The following is a 19,003-nucleotide window of genomic DNA, read 5'->3' as shown; positions in this document are numbered from 1 at the left end:
AAGGAGAGAATATGAAGATTGAAAAAATTGTAAAAACCTATGACGGTAGTAGAAAAGTAATAGATAACTTATCTTTTGAGTTTGAAAAAAATAAAGTTTATAGCATATTTGGGAAAAACGGGATAGGTAAAACCACATTATTAAATATTATAAGTGGACACTTGAGTATTGATGAAGGTCGAGTTTTTGATAATGATGATGTAATGCTTATAACAGAGCATATGATAATCTTTGAATATATTACAGGACTAGAATTTCTCACTTTAACATTAGAGCATAAGAAGAAAAAGATAGAAGTAGAAGTGATCAATGAATGGCTGGAGAAATTTGAGATGTTGGACTCAAAAGATATGTATATAGCAGAATATTCGGCAGGAATGAAGTATAAATTAATGATGATATTAATTTTCTTAATTAAGCCGAAAGTTTTGTTACTAGATGAACCCTTTGCTGAATTAGATATTTTAACGGTAAAGAAAATCAATAAAGAATTTCAAAAAATAAAAAATGAAGTCTTGATTATTTTTTCCACCCACACGTCCAACTTGGCGTTTCAAATGAGTGATGAAATTTTGTATTTGACAAGGAAGAAAATCTATCCTTTTAAAAATGAATTTCACTCGAATGAAGAATTAGAAAACTATATAGAACACTTGATGAAAGAAAATGAGAAATAAGAGTATCTTTAGGGCACCTCTAAAAACTCACGCTTATCCAAAATTGCTAGTTTCCCGATTTTCTTCGTCAGTCTCCTCAACCTTGTCTAGCTCCGAAGTGCAGGAGTTTGGCAACTGTTCGTAGTGTCGCTCGAAACTAAAGTTTCGATGCTAGTCTTTCAAGAATCTTTGATTCTTAGAAAGACTGTATGCGAAACGAAGTGTAGCGGTAAATAAACGACACGGCTCACTGTTGCAAACTCCTTAACGCACTTCTTCGCTTTTCTATGAACCACATAGCTTTCGTCGATTTCCTCGAAAACAAGAAAAACTAGCTAATTTTGGATTAAACGGAGTTTTTAGAGGTGCCCTTTAAAAATTCACGCTTACCGAAATTGCTTGTTTTGGATTAAGCCGATTTTTTTGAGGTATTCTGATTTTTTGTTTGAGATTTTTCCATTATTTCTTTCACTTTTGATAATTTTAGCATGAGGGGAAGTTTGATAAAATCTGAATTAAGTGTTTTTTTTAAAATAAATGACGAATTTTCGTATATTTAGTTTTCGTGACTTGATTTTGTTCTTTATTCGAAAAAATGTGTTATACTCAGTGTGTCTTGACAAATGTTAGGGCAAACCAAAAGTTAAAAATCAATTTTTGCGTAATTCTGCTCGTTGTGTGGAAATTGTTTTTTAGAGCAGGCTTTTGGTATTGAAATGGAAAAAGCCAAAAAGTAGGAGGATACTATGGTAAAAGAGTTAAAACATTATGAATCCAATAAAGAAACTTTGTTTGAGAAAGAAGAAACAAAGTGGAAACAGATGAAAAAGATTACAGTGACAGCAACTGCAACGCTTTTTATTGCTACACTTGCTTTCACTTCTATTAGTGCTTTTGCTGGGGAAGTGAGCATTAATAAAAGTAGTCCAATGTCTGGTGCGGTTGTATTAGATGATAATGGAAAAGTAATTAGTGCGAATGACACAAGTTTCATATCAAAAAACAAATCTATTCAGTCATATGGAATTACATGGGTAGAAGATGGACAATGGGTTTATGGCTCTCTCGGCTATCCACAAGTAGCATGGGGGAAAAAAGGGTCATTCTCTAATTTTCTTCATAAGAAACGTCTTCATTCTGCTACGGCAAAAGTAGGCAGCAAATCCAGTGGTCGTGTATATGCCGAAGCTGGTAAATGGGCTTGTGCAAAAGTTGTTGCTAACTCAGGTGAGGGACAAGCTCAAGCTTTCTACAATATCTATTAAGGGTATCTCTAAAAACAGAAGATTTCGTTAGTAAAAAACAATGAAATCTTCTGCTTATTTTCAGGACACCTCTAAAAACTCACGCTTATCCAAAATTGCTAGTTTTGGCTTAACCGGAGTTTTTAGAGGTACCCTTCAAATAAAACAGAATCGAGAATACAATGAATACAAAATTACACAAATCAGCATTGATGTTTTTTTTCTTATTAATTGTTGGATTAAGTTCTGTTCATTTCAGACAGAAGGAAGAAATAAAAGAGATCAAAGCTCAATTCCACATTGAAAAGCAATATCCTTCCTTTGTTTTACCTAGTAGAAAAGGAACTTTTCAAAATAGACAAAAACTAATCGAAAAACTAAGTGCATTAGCAAAAGAATTTGAAGTAGAACTCATTGCACGGTCGACCTCCTATACTATTGAACCGAGAAAAAATGAAGAGAGTTCAAATTTATATTTTTTCACCACGGATAAAAAACATTCTATTTTGGAGAAAAGATTTAAAAATAGCTCTAAAAAAATATTTGGAAAACATGGAACAGTCAATTTTATTCTTGAGGATTTTCAACAGGCAAACTCTTTAGATGTTGCAACTTTTTTTGTTTTAACAAAGGAAAAAGTAGAGTTCAATAAATTTTTAGAGAAATTGAAAATAGATTATGAACAAGTCACAGGAGAGACGTATCCAATCAATTCATTTCAAACAATAGAAAAGGAAGAAGTAAATTTAGAGGCTAATTCATCTTTTTCTCAGTCACTTACTTTATCCATTTTCTTCCTAAGCGTATTCTCTATTGCATGGCTTTATTGTGAAAGTAAAAAAGTAGGTCTTTACACTTTACATGGATTGAGTGTAGGACAACAATTTTCAAAGATTGTTTTCACAAAAGGAATGAGTGTTTTGTATTTACTGGCTGTTATGTTAGAAGTTGGTATTTTACAAATGTATGCTCTAAACTATTTTATTTACCTAATCGTTTTTATTCTAGGTTATTTAGGGATATTGTATGTCGCCTTACTTATCTTGTTCCATTTGTCAACGGTTAATCAACTCAACCATAAATCTTATGATAAAAAACTGGCATTCTTAGAGCATGGGGTGAAATTTGTGATCCTCTTTACTTTGATACCAACATTGTTTCCTTTAATAGATAATGCAAGAAAAGTGAAAAATAGTATAGAACTATCAAATAAGAACGAGGAATACGCAGTTTTTTATCCTATTTCCATTGGAAAAGAGACGATGTTGCTCCAAAAACCAGAGGAAAATTTTTTCTATGAAAGTTTGGCATTTAAAATTTACGATAAAATGAATCAAAATGGAGGGCTATATTTTTTCTCTCATGATTATTATAATCAAAATGATGAACTATCCAAAACCCTCGTAGTTAATCCAAATTATTTGAAAAAATTTCCGATTGAAACGGTAACAGGCAAGAAAGTGAATATTTCAGATGATGAAACCTCTGTTGTTTTGCTCGTCCCTGAAAAATTTTCTTCTAAGTTAGAAGAGATTAAGCAGTATTACAATTCAGAATCTCTAAAAGAAATTCGTTCGCTTTATAGCAATACAGAATTTGGCAATGAAGAACCTAAATTAGAGATTTATCTTATCAAAAACGAACAACGATTGAGTGGATTTGATAAGAAACCTTTGATTACCCACCCAAATCTTATTTTAGTACAAACGGAAAAAAATAAGCAGTTTCTCTTGCCGAATTTTTTAAGCGGGAATTCTTTTGAAACTTCTATGAAAATCAAATTAAATGGAAGTGTAGAGAAAACATATCAAGAATATTTGCCTATTTTGAAAGAAATCGAGCGTGAGGATACATACACTTCACTTGTTCCTTTAAATAAATTGGATGATTTTTTGTTAAAAGAGACAATTGGAAATATACGAGAATATGTTCAAGAAAAAGCATTAGCTGTTTATTTGATTCTGAGTTTGATTATTAGTAGCACAATGTTTTATTTTCAGCAAAAGAAGAAAAAATTCGTTATCAAACGAATACATGGGATTTCTTTATACAAAACCTATCAAACATTATTCCTGTTGACACTTAGTGAATACTGTTTGCTCTTTTTATCCGTTTTGTACTACAAAGAAAAAGTGAATGCAATGATTGCGGTTTCCGTGTTTTTTGTGATAGAGATACTCGTGGTGTTGCTTACTTTGATGTGCATGGAAAAACGGAGTATGGATGAAACGTTGAAAGGAAAATAAAAATATGGTGGTAAAAATTTCTAAATTAAATAAGTCATTCAAAGGAAAAGAAGTATTAAAAAACATCACTTTGCACATTCCAGAGAAAAAATTTGTCGTGATTTATGGCGAGAGCGGAAGTGGGAAATCCACTTTATTGAATATGATTGGATTGATTGATTCTTTTGATAGCGGAGAATTAACACTATTCAACAGAAAAGCACCCCCAAGGTATGCAACAGAGGCATTATTATTAAGGCGAAATTTCATGTCGTATATGTTTCAAAATTATGCTCTGATAGAAGATGAAACGATTCAGGAAAATTTGGATATTGCCTTGTGCTATGAAAAGCTAAGTAAAAAAGAAAAAAGGGAAAAACAAAACAATGCATTAAGTGAAGTAAACCTTAAACACTCTTTGAAAACAAAGATTTACCATTTGTCTGGCGGGGAAAAGCAACGTGTGGCACTTGCCCGTGTGATTTTAAAACCTAGCAGACTCATTTTAGCAGATGAGCCTACTGGCTCTTTAGATGAGAAAAATAGAGATGAAATCATTCAACTACTAAAAAAGGAAGTCGAGAAAGGGAAAACAGTTGTCGTTGTAAGCCATGACCCTTATGTTATCGAACAAGCTGAACTTTCATTTTCTATGGATAAGTTAAATAATAGATAGTTAAGGGTACCTCTAAAAGCTCCGCTTAAGACTAAATTAGCTAGTTTTAAGCAGAGTTTTTAGAGATACTATGCATTATTCGTCACACCAATTTTACCTCGCCAGAAAAACTTTTCATCTCCAGCCGTTTTCCAGAAAACACCCAATAATCGAGAACAAACGCAAGAACAATCGCCACAGGTGCGTTTTCTTTCTCGGAGATTTCTAAGCAATAGACATCGCCTACGCTTGTGCTTGCAGGATACATTTTCAAAACTTGGAAAATACCTTTCATGATTTGATAATGATGAGCATGAAGGTTTCCTTGGATTGTCCAGTTGAGTTGTTCGACAAAATAAATATCTTGAAAAGTAAACGTCCATTTTTTCTTTAGTGTTGCGATTTTTTCATTGTTGACAAAAATATCGTAGTGACGACCGAGCAGTTGCCCAACTTGTTTGATTTCGACAAGTTTGCGACCGCTCATATCGTAGAGAGAAAGCGTATCTCCATTTGAGAGCATAGAGCCTGTTAAGAAATAAACAGGACGTGCATTTTCGTCCAAAACAATGGAGCGTTTGCCGTCAGAAAGCGTACGTTGTTGGATATAAAATTCACACATTACCTGTTCACCTCCTCTTGCTAAAGATTTTCTTCTATCGCTCGTAAAATTGCTGTTCCTACACCATTTTCTTCGTTTGTTCCTGTAATATATTTTGCGTGTTTTTTCACCTCATCATGAGCATTGCCCATTGCAAAACTCACACCTGCATACTCAAGCATAGAAACATCATTGAAACTGTCGCCAATTGTCATTACTTCACTCGCCTCAATGCCTAACTTATCAGCGAGAGCTTTGACCGCTAGTCCTTTTTGTGCATTGATGTGGTTGATTTCGATGTTGTATTCACCACTTGACGTGATAATCACTTCGAGATTTTCTTCCGCCACTTTTTTGCGAAACGGAGCAAAAGAGACATTTCCGTCATGCGACATAACGAAAAATTTTAGCACCTCAATGTCTTTTTGTAGAACAATTTCACGCAGATTTTTTACATATTGAATATGGAAAAACTGCATTGCCGTGCTAGACATTGCCACTGCTTGCTTAAATGTCAAATGTGGCAAGCTCTCAGCAATATTTTGTGCGAAAAACTCAATCCGCTGTGCATGATTTTCCGAAAAAATCCCTTTATTTGTACCAAGTTCGGCATACAGCCCAAATTCTTCAAGTAAGTCTATTAATTGTAAGACAATCTCTTTGTCAAGTGCAACCGTGCGAATACTGTTGCCGTCTTTGTCAAAAATTGCCGCACCATTCACTCCGATAACAGAACATTCAATGCCCGCATTTTTTAGCGGAATTTCTGCCTCTTGGTAATTTCTTCCTGTCGCTACGACAAAGGTAATGCCACTTTCTTGAGCTTTTTTAATCGCCTTGGCAGTAAAATCTGAAATATCAATATGTCCCGTCACAAGAGTCCCGTCCATATCGCTTGCTATAAGTTTAATCATTTGTTTGGCTCCTTGCTTATTTTTTTGTCTAGCTACGAGGGGCTGAAGTCTGGCAACTGTTCACAATGTCGCTCGCAACTGACGTTGCGAGTAAATAAACGACAGTGTTCACTGTTGCAGACTTCAAACCGCCCCTCTCCGCTTTTCTTTTTACTAGAGATACCCTTTAAATTTTTCCTCATACTTTTTGGCAATTTGTTTGTCACGGAAGGCGATGAATAATGTATCTGCACCTGCAATTGTGCCAACAATTTCCTCGTTTTTTGCCTCGTCAAAAATATTGGCAAGAATATCCGCTTTTCCAAGTGTCGTGTGGATAACCAACAAAAAATCCACACGGTCAATTTTACTCGCACTGCGTCTGATTTCTTCTTCGGCTAAGATTTCATGCGTATCACGTGGTGGCACATAGGCAAATTTGCCAGGTGACGTGCGAATTTTGTTTAAATTTAACTCTTGAATATCTCGAGAAAGTGTTGCTTGCGTTGTTTGAAAGTTATTTTTGCTTAGCTGTTTCAATAATTCTTCTTGGGTGGAAATCGTCATCTCTTGAATTAACGAAAGAATTTTTTCCTGCCGTTCTTGTTTTCTTTTCATATCTTCTCCTTATAGTATAGAACATTTTCTCTTAAATTTCCCATATTTTTTATCAACTCAAATCTGTAAGGGTTTTCTATTAAACCTAGCATTTTCCAAAAGAGAAATGAAAATAGATGAGCTGATAAAAATATTATACTAAAAATTTCAATAAAAATGGGCAATTTCTTCTATTTTTTGGTATGATAGGAGGAGAGAAAAATCTTGTTTTTTGTTGGAGATGTTTTAGACTATTTAGGTGCACTTAAAACAAGAAAACAAAAAGAGATGTGTGAAGGGGAAACTCTCACTTATATCAGAGAAAAAATGAAATAAAGGAGTAGAACGATGAGTGAAAAACAACTTGTTGCACAAGCAATAGCAAAAGCACTTGACGGTGAATTAAGTGCTGAGGAGATTTTGAATTTGCTAGAAAATCCAAAATCAAAAGAGCATGGAGATGTAGCGTTTCCGACGTTCTCGCTTGCGAAAAAATTCCGTAAAGCACCACAAATGATTGCAGCAGAACTAGAAGAAAAATTGGAAAAGGACGCTTTTGAAAATGTAGAAGTTGCAGGAGCTTACCTTAATTTCTTCTTAGACAAGCAAAAAGTAAGCAGTGCGACACTTTCAGAAATTATCACGCTTGGCGAAAAATATGGTCAGCATGAAATTGGGCAAAATCGCAAAGTGCCGATTGATTTATCTAGCCCAAATATTGCCAAACCATTCAGCATGGGGCATTTGCGTTCAACGATGATTGGAAATTCTTTAGCGAAAATTTACGAAAAAATTGGTTTTGTTCCAGTGAAAATCAATCACCTTGGTGACTGGGGAAAACAGTTTGGTATGTTGATGACGGCATATAAAAAATGGGGGGATAAAGAAACAGTCGAAAAAAATCCTATCCAAGAACTTTTGAAATTGTATGTGCGTGTCAATGCTGAAGCTAAACAAGATGAAGAAATTGACGCACAAGGTCGTGCATGGTTTAAGAGATTAGAGGACGGAGACCCTGAGGCTCAAGAACTTTGGAGCTGGTTTAGAGAAGAAAGTTTGGTAGAGTTTAACCGTATTTACAATAAATTAGGTGTAGAATTTGACTCGCTAAATGGTGAAGCATTTTACAATGATAAAATGGACGAAATCGTTGAGATTTTAGAGGAGAAAAATCTGCTCAAAGAATCAAAAGGTGCATTGCTTGTTGATTTAGAAAAATATGATTTACCGCCTGCATTGATTAAGAAAACAGACGGTGCAACGCTTTATATTACGAGAGATTTGGCAGCTGCTCTTTACCGTAAACGCACGTATGATTTTTACAAAGTATTGTACGCAGTAGGAAATGAGCAAAGCAATCACTTCAAGCAATTAAAAGCCGTTCTTGCGGAAATGGACTTTGATTGGGCAAAAGATATTATTCACGTGCCATTTGGGTTGATTACACTTGGAGGAAAAAAACTTTCTACACGTGAAGGGAAAGTCGTTCTTCTTGAGGAAGTGCTTGATGAGGCAGATGCTCTTGCATTAAGTCAAATTGAGGCGAAAAATCCAGAGCTTGCCAATAAAGAGAAAATCGCACATCAAGTGGGAACAGGAGCAGTTATTTTCCATGATTTGAAAAATGACCGCTTGAATAGCTTTGACTTTGACCTTGATGAAGTCGTGCGTTTTGAAGGAGAAACAGGACCTTACGTGCAATACACACGTGCAAGAAGTATGAGCATTTTGAGAAAAGCCAACTTTACGCTAGACGTGAATGTGCAATATTCTTTGAATGATAAAGATTCTTGGGAGGTTGTGAAATTATTGAAACAATTCCCAGAAATCGTGGTGCGTGCAGCGGAGAAATACGAGCCTTCTGTTATTGCGAAACATTCGATTCAAATCGCTCAAGCATTCAACAAATACTATGCACAAGTGCGTATTTTAGACGAAAACGAAGAACTTCCAAACCGCCTAGCACTCGTTCACTCAGTAGCAGTCGTGTTAAAAGAAAGTCTCAGACTTCTAGGCGTAGAAGCACCAGACGAAATGTAAAAAAGAAAAGCAAAGAGGGGCGTTTTGAAGTCTGCAACAGCGAACACTGTCGTTTATTTACTTGAAACGAAGTTTCAAGCGACATTGTGAGCAGTTGCCAGACTTCAGCCCCTCGTAGCTAGACCAAGAAAAGCAAAGAGGGGCGATTTGAAGTCTGCAACAGTGAACACTGTCGTTTATTTACTCGCAACGCTAGTTGCGAGCGACATTGCGAACAGTTGCCAGACTTCAGCCCCTCGTAGCTAGACCAAGAAAAGCGAGAGGGGCGTTAAGGAGGTTGTCGCAGTGAGCCACGTCGTTTATTTACTCGCAACCCAAGTTGCGAGCGACGTTGTGAACAGCGACCAACCTCCTGCCCCTCGTAGCTAGACACAGAAAAGCGAAGAGGGGCGATTTGAAGTCTGCAACAGTGAACACTGTCGTTTATTTACTCGCAACGTTAGTTGCGAGCGACATTGTGAACAGTTGCCAGACTTCAGCCCCTCGCAGCTAGACACAGAAAAGCGGAGAGGAGCGGTCTGAAACTTGTCGCAGTGAGCCACAGCATTTACTTGCTGGAAACTTCAGTTTCCAGTGCTGTTGTGAACAGCGACCAAGTTTCAGCTCCTCGTAGCTAGACACAGAAAAGCGAAGAGGGGCGATTTGAAGTCTGCAACAGTGAACCATGTCGTTTATTTACTCGCAACGTTAGTTGCGAGCGACATTGTGAACAGTTGCCAGACTTCAGCTCCTCGTAGCTAGAACAAAAAAAGGGGGTTATCCTCCTTTTTCTTATGGGTACCCATAAGCTATCTCTAAACAGGAGGAAATAATGGAATTTCAAATTCAACTGCCCGATACGTTTCAAACAATGGATATTCGTACTCTGCTTGAGCGTGAGTGGTTAGTGCCACGCAAAACACGTCATTTTCTGCGTATTCGCAAAGGTGTTTTGGTAAATGGTGACGTAAAAATGTTTCATGAAGAAGTGAAATCAGCCGATATTGTTACGCTAAAACTAGAAAAGAGCGATTATCCTAAGGTAAGTGTGCTTTGCGGAAATCAACGATTTGTTGAAGTATTGTATGAAGATGAGCATATTTTGGTTGTAAATAAACCTTTTGGCATGAAAACTCACCCCAATCAACCGAATGAAACCAATACATTACTCAATCATGTGGCAGATTATCTTGCCAAAGACAATCAAGTGCCTTATGTGGTACATCGTTTGGATAAAGAAACAAGTGGTGCGATTCTTTTTGCGAAAAATCCATTTATCCTCCCCATACTCAGCAGAATGTTGGAGAAAAAGGAACTTCACCGTGTTTATCAAGCGATAGCAAGCGGAATTATTCACAAAAATGAATTTACCATTGACAAAAAAATCGGGCGAGATAGGCATGATAGGCGAAAACGAGTGATTGATGAACGTGGTGGAAAACGTGCAATTACGCACGTTCGACTGGTAGAAGTCGATAAACAAACGAACACAAGCAAACTAGAGTTAATTTTAGATACAGGTCGGACACACCAAATTCGTGTGCATTTACAGAGTATTCACCATGCGATTATTGGCGACCCACTTTATGCTGAAAAATTTACAAGTCGTCGCCTCATGTTGCACGCAAGAGAATTGTCGTTCATTCATCCATTTACGAAAGAACAATTGATTATTCAAACAAACGATACACTTTTTTAAGATTGTTTGAAATTCTCCACTCAACACCTCGTTGATTTTGGGCGATTTGGTATAATGGAGCAGTAACCATTAGCTTTTATAAAAGAGGAATGTGAGGGAATTATGGAGAAAAAGGCGAAACAAGAGGAGAGTATAAGGCAAAGTCCTTTTAAACGAAAATGGCGACAATTTCGCACGTGGCAAAAAGCCTATTGGAAAAAATATCAAGTGACCAAATTGATTATTTTAACGATTTTAACAACGTTGCTTGTCTTTACAAGTTATTTGTTTTATCTTGCGAAAACGACCAATATCAAAGTTTTGGAAAGTTCGTTGAAAACGACTACGACAATTTTTGATGAAAAAAATGAGGCAGCAGGAGCATTATATGGTCAAAAAGGGACGTATGTTGAATTGAGTGAGATAAGTCCACTCGTGCAAAAAGCTTTGATTGCCACAGAAGATCGTTCGTTTTGGACGAATCACGGGATTGATCCGAAAGGAATGGGGCGAGCGGTTTTTAGAAAGATTACGAGTTTTGGGAGTAATGCAGGTGGCGGTGGCTCAACGATTACCCAACAGCTTGCGAAAAACGCTTATCTCTCCGTTGAACAAACGATGAACCGAAAAGCACGTGAATTTTTCCTTGCTCTTGAGATTAACAAGCAATATTCTAAAAAAGAAATTTTAACCATGTATCTCAATCAGTCCTATTTTGGAAATGGTGTTTGGGGGATACAAGATGCGAGTTTGAAATATTTTGGTGTAGAGGCGAAAAATTTGACATTGGAGCAGGCGGCAACGCTTGTCGGAATGTTAAAAGGTCCAGAAATTTATAATCCGCTAAATTCAAACGAATATGCTAACAATCGAAAAAACACCGTTTTACAAAATATGGTAGATGTGGGCGATCTTTCACAAGCAGAGGCAGACAAAGCGGCAAGTATTGATATTGCCACAGAAGTACATGACGGTTATCATTTGAAAAAGGAAAGTTATAAATACCCTTCTTTTTATGATGCAGTAATCGAAGAATTAGAAAATAAGTATGGCTTGAAAGAAAAGGATATTTTGAATAACGGGTATGAAATTTATACTACATTAAATCAAGATTATCAAGGGGCGATGCAAAGTACGTTTGCAGAGGATTCGTTTTTCCCGCAATCTGAAATAGACGGAGAGTACGCTCAAGGGGCGAGCATTGCCATAGACCCTGCAACAGGCGGAGTGCAAGCTCTTGTCGGTCAGCGTGGAAAAGTAGAAGAACACGTCTTTAGAGGGTTTAACCGTGCAACGCAAATGAAGCGAAGTCCAGCATCAACGATTAAGCCAATTGTTGTCTACACACCTGCTTTAGAGGACGGCTGGAAATTTGATTCCATGCTTGAGGATAAGCCGCAAGATTATTACAAAGTCGCACAAAATTATTCACGTGAATACTCTGGTGAAGTGCCAATGTATGAGGCTTTAGCGGATTCGCTCAATTTGCCAGCAGTTTATCTTCTCCATAAAATTGGAATAGATAGAGGCTATGAAGAGGGCATAAAGTTTGGTTTGCCACTTGAGCAAAAAGACAAATATTGGGGACTTGCACTAGGTGGTTTACGAAAAGGTGTTACCCCTATGCAAATGACGCAAGCCTACTCTGTTTTTGGGAATGCAGGCACACAAATTGAAACACATCTTGTTCGCAAAGTGCTAGATTCTTCAGGAAAAGTAATTGTTGACGTGGAACCTGAAAGAAAACAAATCACAAGTTCTGGCGTGGCTAGTCGAATGACGAGCATGATGCTAGGCACATTTTCTAATGGAACAGGGGTCAATGCCAATCCAGCAGGTTATATTATGGCTGGAAAGACAGGAACGACCGAAACAAGTTTTGATGCAAGTAAAACGAATGACCAGTGGGTGATTGGTTATACGCCAGACGTGGTGATTACTACATGGTTAGGGTTTGATAATCCGTCACAGGAAAAAGGGCATTATTTGGACGGTAGCAGTACCGAGCAAGCGAGTGTGATTTTTCAAAACGAGGCAAGCCAAATCATGCCATTAGTTTCTGGGAAAAAATTTAGCGATCTCTATCCTAATATCGAAAATGCTTACGCAATGGCAGGACGAGATACAGGAGACAACGAAGAAACAGGAAGTTTCACTCCAGAGGCAGATGATTTACGCAAAAAAGCAGAAGATGCACTTGATGATGCCGTTGATAAAGCAAAAGACATCTGGAAAAGCATAACCGATTGGTTTAAATAGCATTTTTCGGTATAATGGGAAAAGGAATAAAAATTATAGGTACCCCATAAATAATGAATAGGAGAACAACAAATGATTAACATTTACGACACAGCCAACCAAATGGAGCGTGAACTTCGTGAAACGGAACAATACAAAGCAGTGCTTGAGGCAAAAGGAAAAGTAGAGAATGACTCAACAGCAAAAGCGTTGTATGAAGAATACAAAACAATTCAACAAGAAATGCACGCAAAAATGATGTCGGGTGAGATGCCAACAGAAGATGACCAAAAGAAAATGCAAGAGTTTAGCGAGAAAATTGATGCAAACGAATCAGTTGTTGAGCTATTAAAAGCACAACAAGCTCTTGGTATGTTAGCAGATGAAATTCAACGCATTGTCTTTGGAAATTTAAACGAAGTATTTTAGAGTTAGCCTTAAATGACAGTATAGGTTGGGATAATACTTGCCACTCTCTCAATAGAGAGGAGTGACTAGAGTGTTGCCTGACCTTTTTCCGTAAGATTGGGGGAAATGATATGACACAGCCCTTGGCATATCGTATGCGACCACGCACGATTGACGAAGTCATTGGACAAGCTCATCTTGTGGGGGAAGGGAAGATTATTCGCCGTATGGTGCAGGCAAAAATGCTCTCCAGCATGATTTTATATGGCCCACCGGGAACGGGGAAAACTTCGATTGCCTCAGCGATTGCAGGAAGTACGAAGTATGCGTTTCGTATGTTAAACGCTGCTGTTGACTCCAAAAAAGATTTGCAAATTGTAGCTGAGGAGGCACGCATGAGCGGTACGGTGATTTTGCTCCTTGATGAAATTCATCGACTTGACAAAACAAAACAAGATTTTCTTCTTCCGCATTTAGAAAGTGGGCGAATTGTGATGATTGGGGCGACAACGGAAAACCCTTATATCACGATCAACCCCGCAATACGCAGTCGAACGCAAATATTTGAAGTAAAACCGTTGAGCGAAGAAGAAATTACGCACTCCTTACTTTTAGCTTTGAAAGATACTGAGCGTGGACTTGGTGAGTATAAAGTGGAAATTGAAGAAAATGCTCTTTTGCATTTATCACGTGCGACAAATGGCGATTTACGTGCTGCCTTAAATGGTTTGGAGCTTGCAGTAAAATCCACCTGTGAAAACGAGAAAGGTGTGATTTCTTTGACACTAGAAGTAGTCGAAGAAAGTGTACAGAGAAAAGCTCTCACGCATGACAAAGATGGTGATGCACATTATGATGTGATTTCAGCCCTTCAAAAATCGATTCGTGGAAGTGATGTCAATGCGGCACTCCACTATGCCGCTCGCTTAATCGAGGCGGGGGATTTGCCAATTCTTTCACGAAGATTGCTCGTGATTGCGTTTGAAGATATAGGTTTAGCCAATCCAAGTGCTGCTCAGCATACTGTTGCTGCCATTCAAGCAGCTGAAAAACTAGGATTTCCAGAGGCGAGGATTCCACTTGCCAATGCGATTGTCAACTTAGCTTTATCGCCAAAATCAAACTCAGCCTATACAGCAATAGATGCTGCTCTTTCAGATATTCGCCGTGGAAATGCAGGAGAAGTGCCAGACCATTTGCGAGACGCTCACTACAAAGGAGCGAAAAGTCTTGGGCGAGGCATCAATTACCAATATCCACACGATTTCCCAAATGAATGGGTCAACCAGCAATATTTGCCAGACAAACTAAAAACTCGTATCTACTACGAACCAAAAACAAGCGGGAAATATGAAACAGCTTTGAAACAAAGAGATGAGCAAATAAAACATTGGAAAGAAGGAGCAAGAGAATAGTGCTTTTTTGAAAAGAAACACCCCCTAGCATTCCACAACGCTAGGGGGATTTTTATTGCACACTCTCTAATTCTTTTTTCGCTGTTGCCATCATCAAACGAATACGATTTAGCTGATTGACAAGGGAAACGCCGGGGTCATAGTCAATCGCTGCGATATTTGCTTTTGGATATTGATGTCGTAGTTCTTTTACCACACCTTTTCCAACGACATGGTTTGGTAGGCAACCAAAAGGCTGCATACAAACGATATTGTTGACGTCTTCCTTGAGCAATTCAATCATCTCGCCCGTCAAGAACCAGCCCTCGCCTGTATGATTGCCAATTGAGAGAATTTGCTCTGCCCCCTCAGCAATTTCATAAATTGACTTAATCCCCTCAAAACGCTCACTTTTCACAAGAGCCTTGTGCATTGGTTTTTCAATGACTTCAATTAACTTAATCGCAATTTCTCCAAATTGTTTGGCACGTTTGCTCATGCCAAGCTCTTTGTACCGCCAAATTTGATTGTAGAACGAGTAATTTAAAAATCCAATAATATCAGGCACGACCACTTCAGCACCCTCAGATTCAAGAAGTCTGACAATGTCATTATTGGCAGTTGGTGAATATTTTACAAGGATTTCACCAACGACACCTACTCTTGCTTTTTTCTCATCAGTCAAAGGAATGGTATCAAAATCTTTGATGATCTTCTTCATATTGCGATTGAATTGTGTAAACGAGCCATTGCGAACATTGCGTTGTACTTTTTTCAGCCATTCTTGGTGCAATGCGTCAACCGAACCTGTTTTTACTTCATAAGGACGTGTGCGATATACTACTCGCTCAAATAAATCGCCATAAAGGAAGGAGACAACGATTCTTTTGAGTAGCGGAAGTGTCCATTTAAATCCGGGAGTTTCTTCTGTCCCTTTATTTCCTAGTGAAAGCGAAACGACAGGAACATGAGCAAAACCAGCGTCTGATAGAGCTTTGCGAAGAAGTGGAATATAATTAGTCGCTCGACACCCACCACCAGTTTGTGTCATCATGACCGATACGTTATTCAAATCATATTTTCCGCTCTCAAGTGCCTCGATTAATTGCCCGATGGAGATAATTGCTGGATAGCAAGCGTCATTATTGACATATTTCAACCCGACATTGACCGCCTCTTTGTCCTCGGAGGGTAAAACGACCACATCATAGCCACTTGCATGAAATGCCTCGTCCAGCAAACCTTCTTGGTGAATAGGGGAAAGCATTGGCATAAGCAAAGTGTGATTTTTTCTCATTTCTTTTGTGAAAATCACTTGCTCTGGTGTGTCAAATTGTTTGAAAGGTGTAAAATTCAGTTTTGCACGTTCACCTACCGCCGCTTTCAAGCTACGCAAGCGAATACGAATAGCACCGAGGTTACTTCCTTCGTCAATTTTCAAAACGGTGTAAAGTTTGCCGTATTGCCCCATGATTTCTTCGACTTGGTCAGTGGTTACCGCATCAAGCCCGCAACCAAAGGAGTTTAGTTGCACGAGTTCTAAATTCCGTGATTTTGCCACCACACGAGCAGCAGCATAAAGCCTTGAGTGATACACCCATTGATTCACTACACGCAAATTATCGACTTCAGCAAGATGAGCCACAGCATCTTCCGTCAAAACATGGAAACCTTCTTGTGTAATTACATCTGCAATTCCGTGGTTAATCTCAGGGTCAAGATGATAAGGGCGACCAGAAAGCACCACCGCTTTTTCCCCACGAAGATTCAATCGCAAAAGCAAATCTTCCCCTTGATTACGAATATCCTGCTTGAAATTTTCAAGCTCTTGATACCCTTTTCTCAAGGCAAGGGAAATTTCTTCTGCCGAAATCTCTAATGCTTGAAATTCCTTAGCTAAAGCATTTGCCACGGATTGCTCATTGGCAAGGTTTAAAAACGGACAATGATAGTCCACTTTTCCTTGACGAATGTCATCCATATTGTTTCGCAAAACTTCAGGGTAACTTTGCACAATCGGGCAATTGTAATGATTGTCCGCATTTTTGCTTTCTTCACGCTCAAAAATAACACCGGGATAGAAAATTCTCTCCACTCCGTCATTGATTAAAGACTGCACATGACCATGAGCGATTTTCGCAGGATAACACGCTGTATCACTTGGGATTGTGTCAATTCCGATTTCATAAAGCTCTTTATTACTTCTCGGCGAAAGTTGCACACGAAATCCAAGTTCGGTGAAAAATGTGTACCAAAGAGGATAATTTTCATACATATTCAGCACACGAGGAATCCCAATCACACCACGTGTAGCTTTTCGTTTGTTGAGCGGGCGATATTGGAAGAGACGTTTGTATTTATAATCAACGAGATTTACTTTTTTCTCTGCCGTATCAATTTTTAACTTCATTGCTTTTTCAGCACCACGTTCACATCTATTCCCTGTCACAAATCGTCTGCCGTCAGAGAACACTGTCATTGTAAGCATACAATTATTTTCACAAAGCCCACAGTGCATAAATTCTTTTTCACTCGTAAACTCATCAAGTTCTTCAGCCGAAAGAATGGTTGAATTTTGTCCAATTTCCGTATTTTCAAGAGCGATAAGTGCCGCACCAAAAGCTCCCATAAGCCCTGCAATAGACGGACGAACCACTTCTCTGCCTGTAATCGTCTCAAACGCACGCAAAACAGCCTCATTGTAAAAAGTTCCGCCTTGCACTACGATTTTTTCACCCAAATCTTCAGGTTTTCTGATTTTGATTACTTTGTAAATCGCATTTTTGATAACAGAATAAGAAAGACCCGCTGAAATGTCTCCAACGCTTGCTCCCTCTTTTTGCACTTGTTTCACTTTTGAGTTCATAAATACTGTACAACGTGAACCTAAGTCCACTGGATTGCGTGAAGAAAGAGCCTCTTTTGCAAAATTTTCCACACCAAAGTGAAGAGATTTTGCAAATGCCTCAATAAATGAACCACAGCCAGAAGAACAAGCCTCATTTAGCTGAATACTTGATAATGCCCCGTTTTTGATTGTCATAGCTTTCATATCTTGTCCGCCAATATCAAGGATAAAATCCACACCTTCACGGAAAAAGTTTGCCGCTTTGTAATGAGCCATTGTTTCCACTTCGCCCAAATCTACCTTGAGAGCATTTTGAATCAAATGCTCTCCGTAACCTGTCACGCAAGCATTTGCAATATAGGCATTTTCTGGAAGTTTTGCATACAAATTTTTCAAAACGTCAATTACATTTTCAAGTGGTTGCCCGTTATTGTTTCCGTAGTATTCAAACAGTAGCTCGCCATTTTCGTTGATAAGTGTAACTTTTGTAGTAGTAGAACCTGCATCAATTCCTAAAAAGCTCGCACCTTTGTGCGTTTCTAGCTCTGCACGCAACACGTCTGCTTTTTTATGACGTTTAGCAAATTCGTGATATTCTTCCTCGCTTGAAAAAAGTGGTGGAAGTGTATCTGTTGGAATTAACGTATCCTTTGCATTTTCTTCTAAGCGAAGAAGTAACTCGTCTAAAGTTGCACTGTTTTCCTCCTCAGAAAAAAGTGCCGCCCCAGTTGCTACAAATAATTGTGGGTTTTCTGGAAAAATCACATTTTCATCTTGAATATCAAGTGTTTCGATAAATCTCTTTCTCAGCTCGCTCATGAAAAACAAGGGGCCACCTAAAAAAGCGATATTTCCTTTGATTTTTCGACCGCTGGCAAGTCCTGCAATTGTTTGGTTGACAACTGCTTGGAAAATACTTGCCGCAATATCCTCACGTGCCGCCCCTTCATTAATCAAAGGCTGAACGTCTGTTTTGGCAAATACCCCACAGCGTGAGGCAATAGGATAAATTGTTTGATAACTTTTGGCTAATTCATTGACTCCGTTGGCATCTGTTTTTAAAAGTACAGCCATTTGGTCAATAAAAGCCCCAGTTCCGCCTGCACAACTACCATTCATGCGTTGCTCTAACGCACCGTCAAAAAAGGTAATCTTCGCATCTTCGCCACCAAGTTCAATAGCGACATCTGTTTCTGGAATGATTTCTTCAACCGTTTTCGTACAAGCAATTACTTCTTGAACAAACGGAATATCTAGCACTTCGGCAAGCCCCATGCCACCACTTCCAGTAATGGTCATGCTAATAGGCACTTTATTGCCAAGAAAATCACTTGCCTCTTTTAAAACTTTCATTGTTGCTTTTTTTACATCGGAAAAATGTCGCTCATATCTTGAAAAAATGGAGTGATTTTCATTGTTTAGAACGACTAATTTTACGGTGGTAGAGCCTACATCAATTCCTGCTCGTTTCATATTCTACCCCTTATCTTTTGTTGAAAAACCAACAAAGTGTTTAATATAATCCATAGTGTTAGTTTAGACCTATT

The 19,003-nt window shown here is 38.3% G+C and carries 13 protein-coding genes; 9 read left to right on the top strand and 4 right to left on the bottom strand.

Going from position 1 to position 19,003, the window contains the following annotated elements; all coding sequences use genetic code 11:
* Positions 1–11 precede the first annotated feature (11 nt).
* From B5D30_RS02960 to B5D30_RS02945, 4 genes are all read left to right on the top strand, one after another.
* The gene (locus B5D30_RS02960; RefSeq protein WP_078806553.1) at positions 12–677 is read left to right on the top strand and encodes an ATP-binding cassette domain-containing protein; all 666 of its coding nucleotides are present in this window, start codon (positions 12–14) and stop codon (positions 675–677) included.
* Positions 678–1,402: 725 nt separating this feature from the next.
* On the top strand, positions 1,403–1,921 hold the full coding sequence (locus tag B5D30_RS02955; RefSeq protein ID WP_078806552.1) for a lactococcin 972 family bacteriocin: 519 nt from the start codon (positions 1,403–1,405) through the stop codon (positions 1,919–1,921).
* A 161-nt stretch (positions 1,922–2,082) separates the two neighbouring features.
* Positions 2,083–4,146, top strand: coding sequence for a DUF1430 domain-containing protein (locus tag B5D30_RS02950; protein WP_078806551.1), 2,064 nt, complete (start codon positions 2,083–2,085; stop codon positions 4,144–4,146).
* Between the two features lie 7 nt (positions 4,147–4,153).
* Complete coding sequence (locus B5D30_RS02945) at positions 4,154–4,801, top strand: putative bacteriocin export ABC transporter (RefSeq protein WP_078806631.1); 648 nt, start codon at positions 4,154–4,156, stop codon at positions 4,799–4,801.
* An 82-nt stretch (positions 4,802–4,883) separates the two neighbouring features.
* Here B5D30_RS02945 and B5D30_RS02940 read toward each other — a convergent pair whose 3' ends face one another.
* The 3 genes from B5D30_RS02940 to argR all read right to left on the bottom strand — a co-directional run bounded on the left by B5D30_RS02940 (position 4,884) and on the right by argR (position 6,892).
* Positions 4,884–5,402 carry an LURP-one-related/scramblase family protein gene (locus B5D30_RS02940; RefSeq protein WP_078806550.1) on the bottom strand — a complete coding sequence of 173 codons (519 nt, stop codon included), beginning with the start codon at positions 5,400–5,402 and terminating at the stop codon, positions 4,884–4,886.
* A gap of 20 nt (positions 5,403–5,422) precedes the next feature.
* On the bottom strand, positions 5,423–6,295 hold the full coding sequence (locus B5D30_RS02935; RefSeq protein WP_078806549.1) for a Cof-type HAD-IIB family hydrolase: 873 nt from the start codon (positions 6,293–6,295) through the stop codon (positions 5,423–5,425).
* 153 nt (positions 6,296–6,448) lie between these two features.
* Positions 6,449–6,892, bottom strand: coding sequence for an arginine repressor (gene argR, locus B5D30_RS02930; protein ID WP_078806548.1), 444 nt, complete (start codon positions 6,890–6,892; stop codon positions 6,449–6,451).
* A 327-nt stretch (positions 6,893–7,219) separates the two neighbouring features.
* Between argR and argS the strand changes: the two genes are divergently transcribed.
* From argS to B5D30_RS02905, 5 genes are all read left to right on the top strand, one after another.
* Positions 7,220–8,911, top strand: coding sequence for an arginine--tRNA ligase (gene argS / locus B5D30_RS02925; RefSeq protein ID WP_078806547.1), 1,692 nt, complete (start codon positions 7,220–7,222; stop codon positions 8,909–8,911).
* An 811-nt stretch (positions 8,912–9,722) separates the two neighbouring features.
* Positions 9,723–10,589 carry an RluA family pseudouridine synthase gene (locus B5D30_RS02920; RefSeq protein WP_078806546.1) on the top strand — a complete coding sequence of 289 codons (867 nt, stop codon included), beginning with the start codon at positions 9,723–9,725 and terminating at the stop codon, positions 10,587–10,589.
* Between the two features lie 102 nt (positions 10,590–10,691).
* Positions 10,692–12,827, top strand: a complete 2,136-nt coding sequence (locus B5D30_RS02915) for a PBP1A family penicillin-binding protein (protein ID WP_078806545.1) — start codon at positions 10,692–10,694, stop codon at positions 12,825–12,827.
* 72 nt (positions 12,828–12,899) lie between these two features.
* Positions 12,900–13,235: a YlbF/YmcA family competence regulator gene (locus B5D30_RS02910; RefSeq protein WP_078806544.1), complete on the top strand. Its 336-nt coding sequence runs from the start codon at positions 12,900–12,902 to the stop codon at positions 13,233–13,235.
* 110 nt (positions 13,236–13,345) lie between these two features.
* Positions 13,346–14,629, top strand: coding sequence for a replication-associated recombination protein A (locus B5D30_RS02905; RefSeq protein WP_078806543.1), 1,284 nt, complete (start codon positions 13,346–13,348; stop codon positions 14,627–14,629).
* Positions 14,630–14,681: 52 nt separating this feature from the next.
* On the opposite strand, the gene B5D30_RS02900 is transcribed toward B5D30_RS02905, so the two are convergent.
* The gene (locus B5D30_RS02900) at positions 14,682–18,929 is read right to left on the bottom strand and encodes a 2-hydroxyacyl-CoA dehydratase (RefSeq protein WP_078806542.1); all 4,248 of its coding nucleotides are present in this window, start codon (positions 18,927–18,929) and stop codon (positions 14,682–14,684) included.
* Between the last annotated feature and the right edge of the window lie 74 nt (positions 18,930–19,003).

Source organism: Pilibacter termitis, assembly GCF_900167335.1.
GTDB lineage: Bacteria > Bacillota > Bacilli > Lactobacillales > Streptococcaceae > Pilibacter > Pilibacter termitis.
The sequence above is the reverse complement of the archived record's forward strand: the minus strand, read 5'-3'. Positions and strand labels throughout refer to the sequence as shown.

Coding starts and splice junctions, on each gene's coding strand:
- B5D30_RS02960 (WP_078806553.1), top strand. CDS start 12: ATGAAGATTGAAAAAATTGTAAAAACCTATGACGGTAGTAGAAAAGTA.
- B5D30_RS02955 (WP_078806552.1), top strand. CDS start 1,403: ATGGTAAAAGAGTTAAAACATTATGAATCCAATAAAGAAACTTTGTTT.
- B5D30_RS02950 (WP_078806551.1), top strand. CDS start 2,083: ATGAATACAAAATTACACAAATCAGCATTGATGTTTTTTTTCTTATTA.
- B5D30_RS02940 (WP_078806550.1), bottom strand. CDS start 5,402: ATGTGTGAATTTTATATCCAACAACGTACGCTTTCTGACGGCAAACGC.
- B5D30_RS02935 (WP_078806549.1), bottom strand. CDS start 6,295: ATGATTAAACTTATAGCAAGCGATATGGACGGGACTCTTGTGACGGGA.
- argR (WP_078806548.1), bottom strand. CDS start 6,892: ATGAAAAGAAAACAAGAACGGCAGGAAAAAATTCTTTCGTTAATTCAA.
- argS (WP_078806547.1), top strand. CDS start 7,220: ATGAGTGAAAAACAACTTGTTGCACAAGCAATAGCAAAAGCACTTGAC.
- B5D30_RS02920 (WP_078806546.1), top strand. CDS start 9,723: ATGGAATTTCAAATTCAACTGCCCGATACGTTTCAAACAATGGATATT.
- B5D30_RS02915 (WP_078806545.1), top strand. CDS start 10,692: ATGGAGAAAAAGGCGAAACAAGAGGAGAGTATAAGGCAAAGTCCTTTT.
- B5D30_RS02910 (WP_078806544.1), top strand. CDS start 12,900: ATGATTAACATTTACGACACAGCCAACCAAATGGAGCGTGAACTTCGT.
- B5D30_RS02905 (WP_078806543.1), top strand. CDS start 13,346: ATGACACAGCCCTTGGCATATCGTATGCGACCACGCACGATTGACGAA.
- B5D30_RS02900 (WP_078806542.1), bottom strand. CDS start 18,929: ATGAAACGAGCAGGAATTGATGTAGGCTCTACCACCGTAAAATTAGTC.